This is a genomic window from Hoskinsella mucinilytica, from assembly GCF_045223415.1.
Classification (GTDB): Bacteria; Bacillota_I; Bacilli_A; order Erysipelotrichales; family Erysipelotrichaceae; genus Hoskinsella; species Hoskinsella mucinilytica.
Genome location: NZ_JBEQZJ010000006.1, coordinates 47,511 through 66,006, shown reverse-complemented (window position 1 = coordinate 66,006; position 18,496 = coordinate 47,511). Strand labels below are relative to the sequence as shown.

The following is an 18,496-nucleotide window of genomic DNA, read 5'->3' as shown; positions in this document are numbered from 1 at the left end:
CAGTTCCTCGCTCTCTTCTATTTATCGTTATTGAGTAAAATACTTTTCAGTTTTTTTGTAAATCCACCTTCATCATCGACGGTGCTTTTCTTTGTTACACTTTCAACTGCAGATTCCATTTCATTCATATCACAGCTGATACGTTCATCTTTACGAATATTCAAGGCTTCCTTCCAGCTATAAAACAATCCCAAACAAGTGACAAGCGAACAATCTCTTGCACCTATGGTCTGTGGAACATATACCGTTGCCTTCGCATTAAACACAGGCAATAACTGTTGAAGCGATTGAATTTCACAACCTTCACCCGTAATCAAATAGCGAACATCGCCACTTTCAATTATCGGAGCACATGCTTCATTGACTGTTTCCACCCATGACGTTATGTAAGGAACTACAGCTTCCTGTACACCTTTTTCAGTGATTTGTTTCTGCATACCGCCTTCACTCCATATGTAAATCACATTGTCTTTTACAACATCATCTAAAAGATTGCATGTGTTTTGCATCAAACGAAATCCGATATGTTCTTGCAAATGGTAATCATCATGAAGACTGGTTAGCCATTTTCCATAGCCGTCTGCTAACACCTCGCAATTTACTAGTTTACCATGCGTAAATAAAGAAAGTGTTGTATTCTGTCGAGCTATATCAATTAATACCACATATTTATCAACTGTCTGCTCAAACACAGCCGCTTCCTGTGCGATTGCATAGGAATCCAAACATACATCCAGAATTTCCAGCCCCGCCTTTTCTACACACCTTGCATAAGAATAAACGATTTCTTTGTCGGCATATAACAAATCGATATCCATGATCATCATATCCGCACTTTCATCGATTGGCATTTTTCTAGAAGTGATTCCATTGGTAATATACTTGATACAACCAACATTCACAAGTTCTAGATCAGGATTTGGTTTATAGGTAATGGCCTCATTCAAACCTCCCTGTATGTGTGACAAGCGAATACGCTTGCTACCTCCTTCTGGATAAACATTTACTCGCTTGTTATGTCGTTCTACATTTACACTCGGTATTGCCAATAAAACACGTTCTATCGTAAAGCCAAGTGCATCATTTGCCTGCTTTACCACTTTACGGATTCCATTCACAACATCCTGCTCATTCGTGATTCTTTTATTTTCTACGCCCTTGATCATTGTTCTTTCAACACGTAAAATATTGAATCTAGTATCAAAGAACTCACCAACGATGAGCCTAATTTCATGATCCGCAATTTCCACTGCGGCATATATCTCTTTTCTAAACACTAGGCTTGACCCCCTTAGTTTATCATTTCATTTCATTCCTTATAATAATACCATAATTTCAAGGGTTTAAAAATACTTTCCGAAGAAAACTAAGAATTTTTTCATATTTTTTAAAAGCCTTTTCATTCCCATGTGAAAAAGAGGATGTTTCTTCATCCTCTTACTGATCTTTTTCTATATGAAATCGTTCTTCATAGTCTTCCTTTTCAATATCTATCTTTTTATGTTTCGGTTGCTTAGGTTTTTTATGAAAGAAGAAATAACCTGCTAATCCGGCAAGAATCACACAACCTGCGCCTAGACCATAAATGATATACATCAACAATTGCTCTTTATCTTTCTTATCCTTTACATAAGCATCATATTTTTCTTGTGTGATCGCTGCGGCTCCTGAAAATTTTTGTAATGTTTGTTCACTTTTATCATATTGGTAATAGGCATAGTTTCCTTGTCCATCCATAACATAAATCAAAGCATAATTTTCAAAAGCTTTATCTTCAAAGGTCCATCCGGGGAATTTTATTTTATCGATTTCCACGGTTGTAAATTTCATACCATTTCGTGTTTGAAGTTCATCTGGCACATTAATCATGATCAGATTTTTTCCAAGAACTCCAACAGGACGATAAATAGAAGTTACCTTTTGTTCTGCTTCATCATAAATATAGAAGTCATCTCCATCTTCACCATTCAAATATAATAATGTAACATTTTGTGCTTCACTTTTCCATGCCGGTATATCTTTACCACTAATTTTCACTGTTGTTTTCGTAAATGCTTTGTTATCTAGATTAGCCCCTTGAATATTTTCAAATACATTCAAGGTCTTTCCACCCAGTTCCATAGTTGTAACAGGCTTTTCCTCAACATAAACATCAATGGTATAGACACTCGTACTTCCATCTTCTGCTGTACAAGTTACTTTTACTTTATTGTTTCCTGCCTTTACACTGATTTCGCCATCACCTGTTACATTTGATTTTGAATTATTTGCTTTAGCGGAAACATTCACCTTAGTCGTACCTTCTGCTACTGTTACCTTATAAGAAGTTGTTCCTGCCTTAAAATCAGGTGATAACTTTCCATCTTTGATACTCAATGCAGATAAAGAACTATCGGAATTCTTAGGCGCTTCTTCTTTAGGTGTTTCATTTTGTGATGGAGTTTGTGTCTGTTGTGAAGACGAAGATCCTCCTCCACTATTAGATGGTATGTTAGGTGTTGGATTAGCAACAGATACACTGCTAGACCCTATTACCTGACCACTATAATCTGTTGGATTAGGAGTATCAGCATTACCAGTAGCATCAACACCAATTAATTGAACTGTTGCTGTTCCTGCACTACCTGCTGTAGCAGTAATCTTAATGTTCTTGCTTCGCTCACACCAATTTTCGCTAATTCCAGTTACTGAAGCATTTTTTCCACTTGCCGTTATGCTTCCTTCAACATTACCACAAGATATATTGACAGTAAAACTTTCTCCCGGCTCTACAGAATCTGCTGATATTGCAGTATAGCTAATAAGTTCTAAAGCAAGTATACTGCTACAAATAATTTTAGCTCTTTTATTTTTCATCAATTTGCTCCTTCATTTCATTTGATTTGGGAAATACCTAATATATGATTTTTAATTAAAACATAATCCATAGATGAGATTTTTCCATCTCCATTAACATCAGCTGCTTTTGCAGCATTCCCACTTAACTTTTTTATGTTTAAGATATGATTTTTCACTAAAACATAATCCATAGAGCTTATCTTACCATCTCCATTAACATCACCTTTTTTGTAGTCTGTGTTTGTATTTCCACCTGTGGAACCTCCACTACTACTTCCATCTGATGTATTACTGTTAGTGCCTTTTGTTAAAACCGTAATTAAAGAAGCATTCACATAACCATAAGAACGACTGAAATTATATGCATAACCTTCAATAAAAACACCCTTTTTTTCATCATGTGCATACATAGAGCTACGATCATTTACAAGTCCTGTATCTAATTGAACCTTATACCAAGTTGAGTTTCCATTCACACTGGTTCCTTGCACTTCGCCCAATATCACAAACGGATAGTTATCTACACGTGCTGAAGATCCATTTCCATTTCCTGTATTGTATAAGATTGTGGAAGAGGTGTTGGGTTCCTTTCTGATATTTATCGCATCATCACCCGTATAAACACCTGTGCTATACTTACTGGAATCTTGTTTCCCTGATTGCATTTCTAAATAATAACTTTGTGCTGCTGCTTTCTCTCCCCAATATGGATCAGAAGCATATTTTACATTCATCCCACTAGATTTATCACCTAAATGAGCTCCAAAATAACGCCAATCTGCTGGATCAGTGTATCCTTTGTCTATGTAAAATTCTGCGTGATATTTAATACTATCAGATACACTTTCATAACCAGTCGCACCATAATAAGGGTTACTATCAACTGCACCATGCCCAAATAGATTATTTTTATTTTTTGCGATAGAACTTTGTCCCCATGCACTTTCATTTGCCGCAACACCAAACATCAAAGAAGCATTGGAAGCATAATCATCTTGATTTTGAATAAAATAAGCTCCTGTATTTGACATTTTAGAAGTACCACCATCTAAGATTGCATTTACCCTTTTGTTGAAATCATCAGCAGTAAATGTCGTTTTTGTACGATGGGATAAAAATTGATAATAGTTATAAAATGGATTGTCTTTATTTACAGAACGTTGATACTGATCAACCTTATAATCTTCAATCATATTTGCATAGCTTGTGTAGAAATAATGACCATCATAACTGTAATATTTAGTTCCACTTTTCAAATAAGAAGGTGCTTTCCCTACAACCTGTGTTGAAGATGTACTACCTTTATTTAGATTGGTACTGATATAGTGATATAAATAACCATTTGAAACAGCATAATAGCTCAATGTTAAGGAACTACTATAAGGTACGATCGATACATCTTTTTTATCGACCCAACCGGTAACTCCCGCCATTTTAAATTTTACTTTCGTACCACTGCTATTGGTTCCGATATAAGCAGCATCGGCTGCATACCCACCATAGGTATAACCAGAAGTTCCGGTATTTACCTCAGTATAACTGGTCGTATCATCTTTGGTATTGAAATTCACTACACTATAAGAGGAAGATGCTCGTAATTGATTATCGGAATAAACCTCTAAATCACCAATGCTTCTAAATAAAGAACGTCTAGTCATTGCTGCATTCGCTTCTTCAAATGTATCATATTCTCCTATGGTTTCACTTTCATCACCAAAATTTAATTTCAATTCAAAAGTCGTATCCTTTGATGTTTCTTCCGGTAACTCCAGTTCCTTTTGCATATCGTTAATTTCAGGTTCCACATAAGATACGTTTCCGTCCTCATCCATGCTCAAAAACAACCCTGTCTGATCTGCATAAGACAAGCCCTCTAATTTCGTATCATTATCCCCCTCTTCTGCGAATAAGCCATGAGCTGGCGTTAGTACAGAACAAGCAAGAATTCCTGCAAAAGATACCCCAAACAATGCTTTGCTTCTTCTTTTCATATCATCACTTTCCTTGTTTTTATTAAATCACAAAATTGTCTCACTTTAATTTTAAACGATATAAATACAAAATGCAATTAACAAATAATGTGAAATCACTTACAATCCATCTAATCTGTAAATTATTCTATATTTGTTGATAAAAAAATAAATTACGTCTTGCATTTTCATAACGTAAATGGTATGATATCTAAGCAAATTATGTTTAGTATTGTACGGAAGGAGGAAACGGTATGTCAAAAGTTTGTGCAATTACAGGTAAAGGACCTTTATCAGGTAATAAACGCTCTCACTCTATGCGTGCTACTCGTCGTAACTGGAATGTAAATTTACAGAAAGTTAAAGTCGTTGTTGATGGAAAACCTCAAACGATCCGTATTAGTGCTCGTGCATTAAAAACATTAAAAAACAAAAACGCTATCTAAGAGTGATAAATGAACAGGGTGACCTGTTTTTTTTCTACTCTAATATTATAAAAAGCTCACATGAGTGAGCTTTTTTGTTTAAGCGACATCAAAGATACTGATTCTAAGCGACATCAAAGATACTGATTCCTAAAAATTCCGCAAGGATCGAACTGTTTGGAATTGCTTTTTCATCACCATCCATAAAATATTCTAATAGTTTCTTTAAACGATTTGCTTCCAAATAGGTTTTATCTTCTATCGGTACTTCTTCCAATAATGGAATGACGATTTTTTTCAATATACTCAATTCATAGACCATACTGGTGTTGAATATCATGTTAGTTTCTTCTTGGAATGGATAAATATACTTGTCTTCATTATCTCTAACATTTTTCCAAAAAGATATTGTTTCTCTGGCATTCCAGCCTCTAGTTTGATGATCTCTAGCTAGCCTTCGTATGAGACGATAATCACTTGTTGGAATACGATTATGAGCATCTAAATTCATATGGGTCAATGCATTGATATAAATTTTGTATTTGGCCTCTTGTGGAATATAAGCACTGGTTGCAGGATTCAAGCCATGAATTCCTTCTATGATCAAAATCTGATCGTCTTCTAATATAGTTTCTGCGTTTTTCCATTCACGTAATCCTGTTTTGAAATTAAAGTAAGGAAGCTTTACCGGCTCTTTATGCATCAGCTTCAGCATGGTTTCATTAAACAAATTCAAATCCAATGCATCTAAACTATCAAAATCATAATTACCATCAGGAAGTTTCGGACAGTCTTCTCGATTTTTATAATAATCATCCATAGAGATTGCCAATGGTTTCTTTCCTAATATCTTTAAATGAATAGATAAACGTTTTGAGAAAGTCGTTTTTCCGGCACTGCTTGGTCCAGCAATCAGAATAAATTTTGTTTGAGGATGATGATTTACGATATCATCTGCGACCATCCCCAGTTTCTTTTCCACCATCGTTTCACTCATTAATACAAGCTCATCCATACGATTGGCCAGAATGTTTTGATTCAATTCTGCGATATTACTAACATGGATCATTTCGCCCCATCGTTCGAATTCTTGAAAAACTTGAAATAGCTTTTGTTGATCCTTTAACTCCTTAGACCCGGATAACCATATACCAGGAGCATAATATTTTACAGCAAAATGAGTCAAATAGCCTGTATGCGGAAGCATGATTCCATAGAAATAATCATGAATACCACATAGTGTATAAATACTACTTTGCTTACTCTTTCTACAATTTAATAAACTAGCTTTATCATGCATTCCTATCCCATCAAAAAAAGCAACTGCTTCTTTGGTAGGAACCACCAATCGTTCTATAGAGGCTTTTTCTTCGATCAGCTCCTTCATTTTTTGTTCAATACACTTCACATCTTGAGGACCTAAAAATACTTTTTTATCCACCCGACAATACACACCGTCACTTAAAGCGTGTTCTAAAAACACCTTAGCTTCCGGATAAAGTAATTTTACTGCGGCAATAAATGCAAAATGAAGGGTACGCTCATAAATCATTTTTCCTGTATCACTGGTATCATATATCAATAAGAGCTCTCCGGATTCTTGAATCGGATAGGATAGATCATGTAATTTTCCATTTAACATAATTGCATAGATATGAGCAAAATCCTCTCGTTTTCTCAATAGTTGTAATCCATTTACTCCTTTTTCTACCGTTACCGTTTGATGATCAATGATGAGATCGATCATATTATCATCTTCTTTCTTTTCTTTTATTATACCTTATTTTATGCTACCAACAATGAAAAAAACCAGAAATCATGAATCTCTGGTTTCAATCATCAATACTTTTCCATAATGAATGCTTACTTGTGCAACATCTTCTATGATTTCATTTGATACGGTAAAGATATCTTGATTGGTGATCTCACAATGATCAAGTGGGTATGCTACACCGGTTTCACTGATGCAGGATGGAATCAAAGCAAGAAAGCTTAAATATGTATATTCACTTTGGGGAATTTCATAATTCCCTTCTTTTAACAAACGAATGCGATTTTGTTCATTCATTAGGATCAATGGTAATTCTCGATTCATCAACAAATATAAGTTCGCTAATTCATGGTCAATTCTTCCACCTAAGCCCCCATACAATATGATTTCTTGATAGGCTTGTTCTAAAGCATAGTGAACTGCCACTTCGGTATCAGTTTCATTTTTATGAGCAGGTAGAGGCAATACCTTTGTTGTTTCCTTGATCCATGCTTTTTCTTCTTCATTGACGCTATCAAAATCGCCAACAGCACATACCATTGAAATTCCTTGTTTGAGACAGCTCACTGCGCCATGATCGATTCCGATATAATCATATCCTTCTAATATCGGAATGGTTTGACTCATTCCTGCGACAAGTACTACTTTTGACATGATAACAAGCGGTTCACAGCTTCTTTGATATCTTGTTTGAATACATAGCTACCTGCTACCAAAGTATCACAGCCCGCTTCCACTGCCAAAGTTGCGGTTTCTTCATTGATACCACCATCGATTTCAATTCTTGTATCTAATCCTCTTGTTTCTATTTCTTTACGAAGGATTCGAACTTTATCTAAGGTATCTTCCATAAAGGACTGTCCACCAAAGCCCGGCTCTACGCTCATGATCAATACCAGATCCATTTCTGATAAATAAGGCAACAATGGTTCTACAGCTGTGTTAGGTTTGACAGATACCCCTACCATCACACCTGCTTTTCTGATTTTCTTACACAATGCAATACAAGCATCCATGTCCTTAACTGCTTCTAAATGAAAGGTAATCATATCGGCTCCTGCTTTCGCAAAAATATCTGCCATCATATCCGGTTGATCTACCATGATATGAACATCCATAAACATATCGGTACATGCCTTAAAGCCCTTTAAAATATCCGGTCCAAACGTTAAATTAGGCACAAAATGACCATCCATAACATCAAAATGCATCCATTTTGCATTGCTTTCATTTAATTCCTTCAATTGTTCACTTGTTCGTGCATAATCAAGTGATAATATAGACGGTGCAATTACTAATTCTTTCATATTGATATCCTCCTTAATATTTTGGTTTATAGGAACGAATCATAGATACGACCTCTTTGTAATGTTCATAACGAATAGGACTGATGTCCCCTTGTGCTACAGCCTCTTGAATGCGACATCCTGGTTCATTCATATGAATGCAATCATTAAACTTACAATTAAAGATATAAGGTTTAAAATCAGGGATACGTTCTTGAAGCAATGAAATTTCCATATGAGAAAAATCCATGGAAGAAAACCCTGGTGTATCCGCTACCCAACCACCTGCGACTTCATGTAACTCACAATGGCGTGTCGTATGCTTTCCTCTTCCTAATGCCTTACTGATTTCCTGTGTTTGAAGCTGAAAGGCAGGTTCAATACGATTCAACAAAGAGCTTTTTCCAGCACCGCTTTGTCCAGTTAACACACTGATTTTTCCCTTCAAAGCTTCACAAAGATCCTCTGTAGCATATCCCTTTCCACTTTCAAATACTTGATATCCGCTTTTTCTGTAATCTTTGATTTCGTTATGGATAGGATCATCTTTCTCTATCAAATCAAGCTTGGTAATACAAAGGATAGGTGTTATATTCGCATAAGCTATTTGAAAAATCAAACGATCGATCAATGTCGTAGAGAAATCCGGATCTTTACAAGACATCACAATGATGGCTTGATCTACATTTGCGATTGCCGGACGTATCAATTCGTTCTTTCGCTTTTCAATTTTTTGTATTCCAATCTGATCGGAAAAACGTTCAAAACTAACCAGATCACCAACTACAGGAGATTGATGTTTTCTTAACTTTCCCATTGCGACACACAAGTTACGATGGTTAGAAGCATCTAGTACCTCATACTGATTGGAAACAATTTTTATGATTCTTCCTTGTTCCTTCATAGGCTATTCATAGTAATACAGCATGATGTATTCTTCTCCTTCCTGTGTATATTTCGTTCCTTCTTTGGGATCGGTTTGAATTACGACATTATGTTTGATTTCTGCCAATTCCTCTTCACTGAGCTCACTTGTAGAAAGTGTGGACGTCACAACGACAAAGCCTTCTTTTTGAAGCTCATCTTGTACTTCTTCCACATTTCTCCCGATCATATTTTCCAAAACTTTCGTTGGTTTTGCGGTTACGACAAAGGTAATGCTTTCTTTTTCGTCAGGGTCTAATTTATCCCCTTTCACATGTCCTTTTTGTTCAATGATGTATCCTGCTTTTTTATCAACAGCATAAGAGTATTCTACCTTTACTTCCAAATTGGCGTTTTCCTTTTCTAATTGTGCCTTGACATCCTCATATAATTGATTGGTATAGTCATCCACAACAAAATAGATTCCTTTACTGATCGTTAAGGTAAAGCTGGTACCTTTCTTGGCATCACTTCCGATTTCAGGACTGATAGAAATTACCTTACCTTTTTCCACATCATCACTTAATGCTTCCTTTATCTTTATATTGCTGGCATCAAATCCGGAAAGTTTTAAGGTCTGTTGGGCATCTCGCTGATTTACACCTTGCACATCCGGTACCACAATCGTTTTTTCACTTGTAAGCATACCGGAAAAGAATAAGATCGCAATGGTTGCGGCAACACAAATGATACCAAGTAAGATGACGATGATGAGCTTAGTATGACTTTTTTCCGGACGATCTTCTTCCTCATCTTCGATAGGAATGACTTTCGATTTCGCTTTGTTTTGCTTTTTTGTTGGAGATGATTTCTTAGCATCCATCACCAAGGTTGGCTGACTTTCTTCTTGAAATACTAATTTAGCTACGTTTCTTTTTTCCGGTAACAAGCAATCATCTAGATCGATCAACATATCATTGGCGCTTTGATAACGCAAAGAGCGATTTTTTACCGTCGCTTTGATGATGATATTTTCTACGGATTGCGGAATCGTCGGATTAAATTCTTTGACACTCGGAACTTCTTCTCGTAAATGCTTCATCGCAATCTGTACTGGATTATCTCCATTAAATGGTACACTTCCTGTCAATAATTCGTAAAAAACGATTCCCAATGCATAGATATCTACTTGATTGGTTGGTGTTTCTCCTCGTGTTGTTTCAGGTGCTAAATAATGTGCACTTCCTAACACCGCATTGCTTTGTGTAAGCTGAACAGCATCATGAGCAAGTGCTATGCCAAAGTCTGTAATCTTAACGGTACCATCATCTTTCACCAATACATTCTGTGGTTTGATATCACGATGAATGATATGATTTTCATGTGCATGTTGTACTGCACTGGTTAATTGCATCATGATATTGACAGCTTCATCACAATTAAGTGCTCCACGTTGAGATATCAATTGTTTTAAAGTTCTTCCCCTTACATATTCCATAACGATATAGTGTCTTCCTTCGCATTCTCCAACATCATACACATCTACAACATTAGGATGGTTTAACTTACTAACAGCATTTGCTTCTCGCTGAAAACGTAGCAATGCGACAGGATCTTTTCCTAATTCCCCACGTAAGACTTTAATGGCAACCTCTCGATTTAAAATGGTATCCACTGCCAAATAAACATCCGCCATTCCACCCTCACCAAGTGAGGTAACCAACATGTAACGTTCTCCTATCATCTTATTCATGCATCATTGTCCTCCTTCTCAATGATGATGACACTGACATTATCATAGCCACCAGCATCCAAAGACATTTGAATCAAAGCATCTACTTTATCTTTGACACTATGATGCGCCTTAAGTACATATTGAATATCCGCTTCCGCTACATAGCCATGTAACCCATCGCTACAAATCAATAACGCATGATAATCATTTTTGATCTTATTGATATCGATACGCATGCTATTCCAAATACCAAGTGCATTGGTCAACATATTACGATTAGGATGCGTAGCAGCCTGTTCTTGTGTCACTTCTCCACGCTTTAATAAATCCGCAATATAAGAATGATCCTCTGTTAAACACAAGAAATCATCCTCATATAACCCATAAGTTCTGGAATCTCCCGCATTGAAACTATAGGTTTGATCTGATTGAATCAAAACCCCTACCACGGTGGTTCCCATTCCTTTCATTGATTCATTTCTGGTAGATTGTGTAAACACTTGATCATTGGCTTCTTGAATCACTGTACTAAGCCATTTCTTTACCTCTTGATCATTTTCAAAGGTTCCACAACGAAGAAAACTTTCTTTGATATGATCTACTGTCATTTTACTGGCGATATCCCCTGCATTACCACCACCTATACCATCACATACAACAGCAAGTAAGGCATGATGACTATTTTCCATGATACAGAAACTATCCTGATTATTTTTTCTTCTGAGTCCTTGATGGGTAGCACCATAATATTTCATTCGATTCACCTCATTTCTTCTTTTTCTTTTTTTAGATGTTTCACACGTAGTTGCCCACATGCCGCATCGATATCTGCACCATGTTCTTTTCTGATCGTACAACGAACACCTTTTTTCATCAATGCGTCATAAAATACCATAGCTTCTTCATATCTAACACCTTGAAATCCATTCTCATCTACCGCATTATAAGGAATCAAATTGATATAAGCATTTAACCCCTTCATAAGCTTAGCTAATTGAGAAACATGTTGCATAGAATCATTGACTCCTTTTAATAGGATATATTCAAAAGTCAAGCGACGATTGTTTTCATTTGCATAATAGTGAATGGCTTTCATTAATTCTTCTAATGGATATGCACGATTGACAGGCATTAGCTCATTACGTAATTCATTATTAGGAGCATGAAGCGATATCGCTAAATTATATTGTGTATGTTCTTTCGCAAATTCATAAATTTTCGGTACGACTCCACAGGTAGAAATCGTAATATGACGTGCTCCAATTCCAAGACCTCGATCATGATTGACCGTTGAAAGAAAATTCATGACATTCTCATAATTATCAAAAGGCTCTCCGGTTCCCATAACAACGATATGACTTAGACGTTCCTCTTGTTTGTCTAAATCTTGTTGTACATATAAGACCTGCGCCACCATTTCGCCACTGGTCAAATTACGTTTTTTCTTTGTCAGTCCACTTGCACAAAAGGCACAAGCCATATTACATCCAACTTGGCTTGTTACACAAATACTTTTTCCATAATCAAATTGCATTAGAACGCTCTCAATCAAAGAGCCATCTTCTAATGCAAATAAATATTTACAAGTTCCATCACTAGAAACCTGTTTATCTCTTAACTCAAGAGGCTTCAACTGATAATTTTCATTCAGAATTTCTCTTGTTTCCTTAGAAAGATCACTCATTTCATCAATAGAAGTTACTCTTTTACGATATAGCCATTGAAAAATCTGGTGTCCACGAAACTTTTTCCATCCATGTTCCAATGCCATTTCTGCCATTTCATCATAATTAAAATCATATAAACTTTTCATTTTATCACCGTTTACTATTTTACCATGAAACCAATGAGGAAACACCATCAAATAACTTTTTTAAGGAAACTTTTATAATTTCAAAAAGAAAAAAGAAACGAATCGGTGTAGTTACCGTATTTCGTTTCTTCCCTTCTTCATTTCCTCGATTTGATTTTGTTTCTCACTCAAATACTCCCAACGCTCCATCAATTCTTCTAGTTTAGATTCTAATGAGCTTCGCTGTTCACTTAAGCTATTTAACTTCACAAAATCCATAGCATACTTTTCCATCTCTTGATCAATATCGTCAATAGAATGTTGTACCTTATCCATTTCTTCATCCATATGTTCCAACTCTTTTTTCTCTTTGCTGGACATACGTAAGGTTTGCATGGTTTTATTTTCTTGTTTTGTTTCGCTTATTTTTCCATTATCTTTGATTTGATTGATCACAGATAGCTCCATATAAGCGCTATAACCACCGATAAAGGATTTGATTTCGCCATCTGCTTGAAAAATAAACAAAGCGTCACAAATACGATCTAAGAAATAACGATCATGACTGACAACGATCAAGGCACCGTTGAATGCATCAAGATAATCTTCTAATATTTGTAACGTTGCGATATCTAGATCATTGGTCGGTTCATCTAAAAACAAAATATTAGGTGCTCCCATCAATACCTTTAATAAATATAAACGACGCTTTTCTCCTCCTGATAACCGCCCGATATTTGCATATTGTTGCTTAGAATCAAATAAAAATCGTTCCAGCATCTGAGAGGCACTATAGGTTCCTTCAGCTGTTTCAATCGCATTGCTTGTTTCCTTGATATAATCCAATACTCTCATACTTGGATCCATATCCTCATGTCCTTGTTTAAAATAAGCAATTTTTACCGTTTCACCATGAATGACTTCCCCATGATCAGGTGTAAGCTCTTTTGCTAAAATATGTAGCAATGTGCTTTTTCCACAACCGTTTGGTCCTATGATACCGATACGATCATTTCGTTTCATCTGATAAGAAAAATCATGAAACAACGCTTTTCCATCAAAAGCTTTAGAAATCTCATGGATTTCAATCGTTTTTTTACCTAGTCTGGAAGTTAGCGTATCCAAGGTAACATTACCATCTGCTTTCACATCTTCAATTGCACTCATTTGATAAAAGCGATCCAATCGCTCTTTACTTTTGGTACCACGTGCTTGTACTCCTGCACGTACCCATTCCAATTCTTTCTTTAAAATACTTTTACGTTTTTTCTCTTGCGCCTGCGCTATTCTCATTCGTTCTTCTTTCATCTCTAAATAAGAAGAATAATTAGCGTCATAGCTATAAAGTACACCTCGATCGATTTCTATCATTTTCGTACAAACACGCTCTAAAAAATAACGATCATGCGTTACCATAAAAATTGCTTTCGAAAATTTCTTTAAATAGTTTTCCAACCATTCGATCATCGTATTATCCAAATGATTGGTGGGTTCATCCAAAAGCAATAAATCACATGGCTTCAACAAAGCTTTTGCCAAAGCAACACGTTTTCTTTGTCCACCACTTAAGACATTCACTTTTTGATTCACATCTTGAATACCTAGCTTACCTAAAATGCTTTTCGCTTCAAATTCCTGAATATCTTTATCCATTGAAAGAATCTGATGAAGGATGGTTTCTTCTTCATCAAACACCGGCTCCTGTGGTAAATAAGATATGCGTAAACCATTCTTTTTCAAAATCGTTCCTGATTCGATTTGTTCTTCCCCTGTCAATATCTTTAACAGAGTGGTTTTTCCTGTACCGTTGATACCAATCAACGCAATCTTATCCTTGTCCTCGATTGTAAAATTGGCATCCATTAATATTTCCTTCACATTTTGGTGCTTTGTGATATGTTCTGCAGTAATTAACATTTGCTTCACCACTTTCCATCGTCTATTTTAACATGAATTACACACTCTTCCAACAAAAGAAAAAGGAACATGAATATTGGTTCCTCTAATGTATCCTCATACCTTTTGGATACTTATTTTTGATCACTAAGCCATCTCCCTTACCAAAACCAATAGGGTGATGATGCCAAGTCAAACAAGTATATCCTTTATATCCCTCTACCATCAATGGGTTACCTTGTAGAAAAAGAATACATTCTTCATCACTCATATCATAACGCTTTTGATACTGATCTTGTAATAGGTGTGCCGTATAAAGATGTTGATGTGGCTCCATTCTGTTTTTGATCATTTCTCCTGCTAGTATGCCTTGTCTTAACACTCTTGTTTTTTTCAGTTTTATAAATGGTGTTGCTTTTACATATACCTTATCTTGTAAGAGCATAGTATATGGTGGAACTTTCGTTAACTGTTCCTTTAACAACGTTTCCACATAAGGTGGTTTTTTATCGCTTGTCAGAACTTTTAGTTTCGCCTTAGATTGTTCTCCATGCTTTTTCATTTTCGCAATAAAATGACCTTCCCCTTGATCCATTGGCAATATCCTTCTAAGCTTTTCATATGCCAGATCTTCGTAGGCAAATCCACTTCTTCCAAAATTCACAGATGTATCGACCAATTCCATATCAGGATGCTCTTTCAAAAAGCTGTAAATGACCTGTTCATTTTCTTCCATTGCATAAGTACAAGTAGAATATACCATGATACCATCCTGTTTCAACGCTTCATAGGCACTATCTAAAATCAATTTTTGTCGAGCAGCACACGCACAAACATTTTCTACTGTCCACTCTTCCATGGCTCTGGAATGCTTTTTGAACATCCCCTCGCCACTACAAGGAGCATCTACCAAAACCTTATCAAAACAACCATACATTTCTTTACATAGGATATCAGGATGCGTGTTGGTGATCATACACTCACTGAATCCCATTCTTTCCATATTTGACATTAGAATGAGAGAGCGCTTTGCGTCAATTTCATTACTGACAAGAAATCCCGTATCCGCAAGCTTAGCAGCGATTTGCGTACTTTTTCCCCCGGGTGCAGCACATAAATCCAATACCCAATCTCCTTGTTTGACATCCAATACTTCTACAGCACTACTTGCGCTAGGCTCTTGCATATAGAACAGCCCCGCCAAATGTGCTGGATGATGACCTAGATGCTCTACATCATATGGGATATAGAAAGACTCTGAGCAAATCGCAGAAGGCCTTAGCTCACATAAAGCCAGTGCTTTGATTTCTTCTATACTGCTTTTACATGGATTCACACGAATACCACGATACATATCTTCTTTCAATGTTTCCAGATATGCCTCATATTCTTCTTTTAAATACCCTTTCATTCGTTCTAAAAATTGTTCCTTCATTAGCTTACCTCTTTCAACACGATGATTATATCATACCTTTTTCACTTTATGAGAGATATCCAATATATTTCGAAGCTTTACAAAGCCATAGACTACTATGGTATATAAGAGCCAAGTAACCAACATATAAATGATCGGGATCATAATATAAGAAACGATCGGAATATCAATGGTCATAAAATCCTTATAAATAAAATATATCAAAACATAAATGATACTAAGACTGGCAAGTCCGGCAAATACACTATAACGTAATAAATTCATACTGGCATTTTTTACATATAAGTGCTCTAATCTTAATCTTGTTTCTCCAAACAAATAATAAATGGTCATTTCTTTTAAATTCGAACGTCGATTACGATCCATCAGATATAGAAAGCCAATCAGATAGAGAATACCGAAGCCAGTACCGATAAACAATAACACATTTCTTAATGCGCTGATGTCTACGACAAATGCCTGAAACATACGAGAATTAGAAACAAAGGCCAAATAGAACGGATGTTCCTTTAAATAATCCAGTGTATCGATCAACTGTTGTCGATCATTGCTTTGATATAGTAGCTTATCCACTTGATAATTCTGTTTGAGATAAGGTTCTAAGACTTGTCGATTCATGTATATACTACCTTTTCCAAGCGTTGCATCAAAGCCTTCATCAAAAATATGTAAGGCATTGGCATCCGTTTTGATGCCTTTAATGGTTACGGTAGCATTCATCAACGTACTGTTGGATTGTGCTCCGCTGATGCGATAAGTTTCTATCTGCATCGTTTTTCCTACCAAAGTTGCCGCATGGTTATAATAATCAGCGTATTTTTCCTCATAAGTCATATCGTCATTGACCAAGACATCATGATAACGATTTTGATATAGTAACTCATATACGGTATAGAAATCAAGGTAAACTTCTTGTTTGTTTAAATGACTATCATAGAGGAAGTTTTCTCCATCATAATAAGAGAATGCGTCTTCATTGATATATTGAAGCTGATCTATGTATACGGTATTGGATGTGATAGGATCTTTGATTTGTTTGATAACATTAGGAAAGGTCAATTGTTTGGAAACATCATGATGTTCCATAAATCCTGTTTTCACGAATAAGTTTCCTTCATAAAGCATGGTAGTCTGTTTACTTCCGTTTTCATCTACTTGTTGAATCTGAATATTCAAATTCGCATTTTCATCTACAGGTAATACACCGGAAATTTTAAGTATACGATTATACCATTTCACACGCTTTCCGATCACATCCTCGATACTACTTTGAGGATTTAATTCCGGAAAGTATCCGTTGATGATCAATTGTCTGGCAGTATAGGAGCTAATACATGTTTCAAAATAAGATTTCGGAAAACTTCCGATGATGGAAGATAGTCCCAGTTGTTGAAGATCGTTTAATTCTATGATTTGATAGGAATATAAGTCCATATCATCCCAAAGAGATCCATAAATACGATTCAATTCTTGTCTGGCATTTTCTACTTCATAACTGTAAATGACATTCGCAGATAGTTGACTTTCTAACTCTTTTCCATCCTCTTGATTTAATGCTTCATAATTGGTCGTATAAACTCTTCCATCATTTCCGACAGCTTGTTTCTCAATCTGTATGGCATTTTGCCCTCTGCTTGATAGCACACTTTCTTCTAGTTCAACTAGATGAAGTTGTGAATTGAACATGACGATATTAATTGCCATTGCGCTAATCAACAAACATAAAAACAGCATGCGAAACTTCCAAATGGAACGTTGATTGATATCTTTACATACAGCTTTCTTTTTCATTTTGGGCAGATGAAAACAGCGTTGGGGAACGCTTAGCTCTTGCATTTGTTTGCATAGGCTATCTGAAAGCAAATAACCGTCTTCACATTCAATGATATGGTCTGCGTATTTGTTGGCTTCTTGATCTCCGCAAATAACGACAAGCAACTGGGTGCTGCATTTTTTTAATAACTGATACAAACATTCTCTTTCCTTTGGTGAAAACAAAGAATCGTATACATCAAATACGATCATATGACATTTTCGCAATAAACAACGAACGATTACGATTTTCGCTTGGTCCTCAAACTCCAGATCCTCTACAGCGACATATTTTTTATGATCCAATCCCCATGCGATCAGTAATTTTTCAACATCTTGCTTAGGATAGGATAAATCTAAAGTAACATTATAAAGTACGCTTTTATTTAAGATCAATTGAAAATCGTGAAATAATCCCTGTACAAAACTTGAACGAAGTTTTCCACTCATCATACTGGTTTTGTTTAAGCGAGTCTGTTGAAACCAGATATCACCATTCATGGGATAACGCTCAGCACTTAATAGTTTCGCCATCAAAGAAGCTGCTTCATCTGATGCGCAAAAAGACACAAATCCATTTTGTGCTAACGTAAAGGAAATGTCCTCAAAAATGATATGATCGTTATGTTTGATGTTCAGATGTTCAACTTTAACCATAGATTGCTCCTTTAT

14 protein-coding genes are annotated in these 18,496 nt (G+C 35.9%); 1 reads left to right on the top strand and 13 read right to left on the bottom strand.

Features of this window, described 5'->3' with window-relative positions:
- Positions 1–17: 17 nt before the first annotated feature.
- The 3 genes from UGRO018_RS03355 to UGRO018_RS03345 all read right to left on the bottom strand — a co-directional run bounded on the left by UGRO018_RS03355 (position 18) and on the right by UGRO018_RS03345 (position 4,829).
- Positions 18–1,277 (bottom strand): cell division protein FtsA, encoded by a 1,260-nt coding sequence (locus UGRO018_RS03355; RefSeq protein WP_416325039.1) that lies wholly within the window; start codon positions 1,275–1,277, stop codon positions 18–20.
- Between the two features lie 160 nt (positions 1,278–1,437).
- Positions 1,438–2,856 (bottom strand): cadherin-like beta sandwich domain-containing protein, encoded by a 1,419-nt coding sequence (locus UGRO018_RS03350; RefSeq protein ID WP_416325038.1) that lies wholly within the window; start codon positions 2,854–2,856, stop codon positions 1,438–1,440.
- A gap of 17 nt (positions 2,857–2,873) precedes the next feature.
- Positions 2,874–4,829 (bottom strand): dockerin type I domain-containing protein, encoded by a 1,956-nt coding sequence (locus UGRO018_RS03345; protein WP_416325037.1) that lies wholly within the window; start codon positions 4,827–4,829, stop codon positions 2,874–2,876.
- A 233-nt stretch (positions 4,830–5,062) separates the two neighbouring features.
- Between UGRO018_RS03345 and rpmB the strand changes: the two genes are divergently transcribed.
- Complete coding sequence (gene rpmB / locus UGRO018_RS03340) at positions 5,063–5,254, top strand: 50S ribosomal protein L28 (RefSeq protein WP_416325036.1); 192 nt, start codon at positions 5,063–5,065, stop codon at positions 5,252–5,254.
- Positions 5,255–5,357: 103 nt separating this feature from the next.
- On the opposite strand, the gene UGRO018_RS03335 is transcribed toward rpmB, so the two are convergent.
- From UGRO018_RS03335 to UGRO018_RS03290, 10 genes are all read right to left on the bottom strand, one after another.
- Positions 5,358–6,980 carry a nucleoside kinase gene (locus tag UGRO018_RS03335; protein ID WP_416325035.1) on the bottom strand — a complete coding sequence of 541 codons (1,623 nt, stop codon included), beginning with the start codon at positions 6,978–6,980 and terminating at the stop codon, positions 5,358–5,360.
- Between the two features lie 69 nt (positions 6,981–7,049).
- Positions 7,050–7,658 carry a thiamine diphosphokinase gene (locus UGRO018_RS03330; protein WP_416325034.1) on the bottom strand — a complete coding sequence of 203 codons (609 nt, stop codon included), beginning with the start codon at positions 7,656–7,658 and terminating at the stop codon, positions 7,050–7,052.
- Positions 7,646–8,311, bottom strand: a complete 666-nt coding sequence (rpe, locus tag UGRO018_RS03325; protein ID WP_416325033.1) for a ribulose-phosphate 3-epimerase — start codon at positions 8,309–8,311, stop codon at positions 7,646–7,648. The genes UGRO018_RS03330 and rpe overlap by 13 nt, the downstream gene beginning before the upstream one ends.
- A 13-nt stretch (positions 8,312–8,324) precedes the next feature.
- Positions 8,325–9,194, bottom strand: a complete 870-nt coding sequence (gene rsgA / locus UGRO018_RS03320; protein ID WP_416325032.1) for a ribosome small subunit-dependent GTPase A — start codon at positions 9,192–9,194, stop codon at positions 8,325–8,327.
- A 3-nt stretch (positions 9,195–9,197) separates the two neighbouring features.
- The gene (gene pknB, locus UGRO018_RS03315) at positions 9,198–10,907 is read right to left on the bottom strand and encodes a Stk1 family PASTA domain-containing Ser/Thr kinase (protein ID WP_416325031.1); all 1,710 of its coding nucleotides are present in this window, start codon (positions 10,905–10,907) and stop codon (positions 9,198–9,200) included.
- On the bottom strand, positions 10,904–11,644 hold the full coding sequence (locus UGRO018_RS03310) for a Stp1/IreP family PP2C-type Ser/Thr phosphatase (RefSeq protein ID WP_416325030.1): 741 nt from the start codon (positions 11,642–11,644) through the stop codon (positions 10,904–10,906). The genes pknB and UGRO018_RS03310 overlap by 4 nt, the downstream gene beginning before the upstream one ends.
- 5 nt (positions 11,645–11,649) lie before the next feature.
- On the bottom strand, positions 11,650–12,702 hold the full coding sequence (gene rlmN, locus UGRO018_RS03305; protein ID WP_416325029.1) for a dual-specificity RNA methyltransferase RlmN: 1,053 nt from the start codon (positions 12,700–12,702) through the stop codon (positions 11,650–11,652).
- Between the two features lie 111 nt (positions 12,703–12,813).
- Positions 12,814–14,598, bottom strand: coding sequence for an ABC-F family ATP-binding cassette domain-containing protein (locus UGRO018_RS03300; protein WP_416325028.1), 1,785 nt, complete (start codon positions 14,596–14,598; stop codon positions 12,814–12,816).
- A gap of 85 nt (positions 14,599–14,683) precedes the next feature.
- Positions 14,684–16,012, bottom strand: coding sequence for an RsmF rRNA methyltransferase first C-terminal domain-containing protein (locus UGRO018_RS03295; protein WP_416325027.1), 1,329 nt, complete (start codon positions 16,010–16,012; stop codon positions 14,684–14,686).
- 30 nt (positions 16,013–16,042) lie between these two features.
- Positions 16,043–18,481 carry a P-loop NTPase family protein gene (locus UGRO018_RS03290; protein ID WP_416325026.1) on the bottom strand — a complete coding sequence of 813 codons (2,439 nt, stop codon included), beginning with the start codon at positions 18,479–18,481 and terminating at the stop codon, positions 16,043–16,045.
- Positions 18,482–18,496 lie beyond the last annotated feature (15 nt).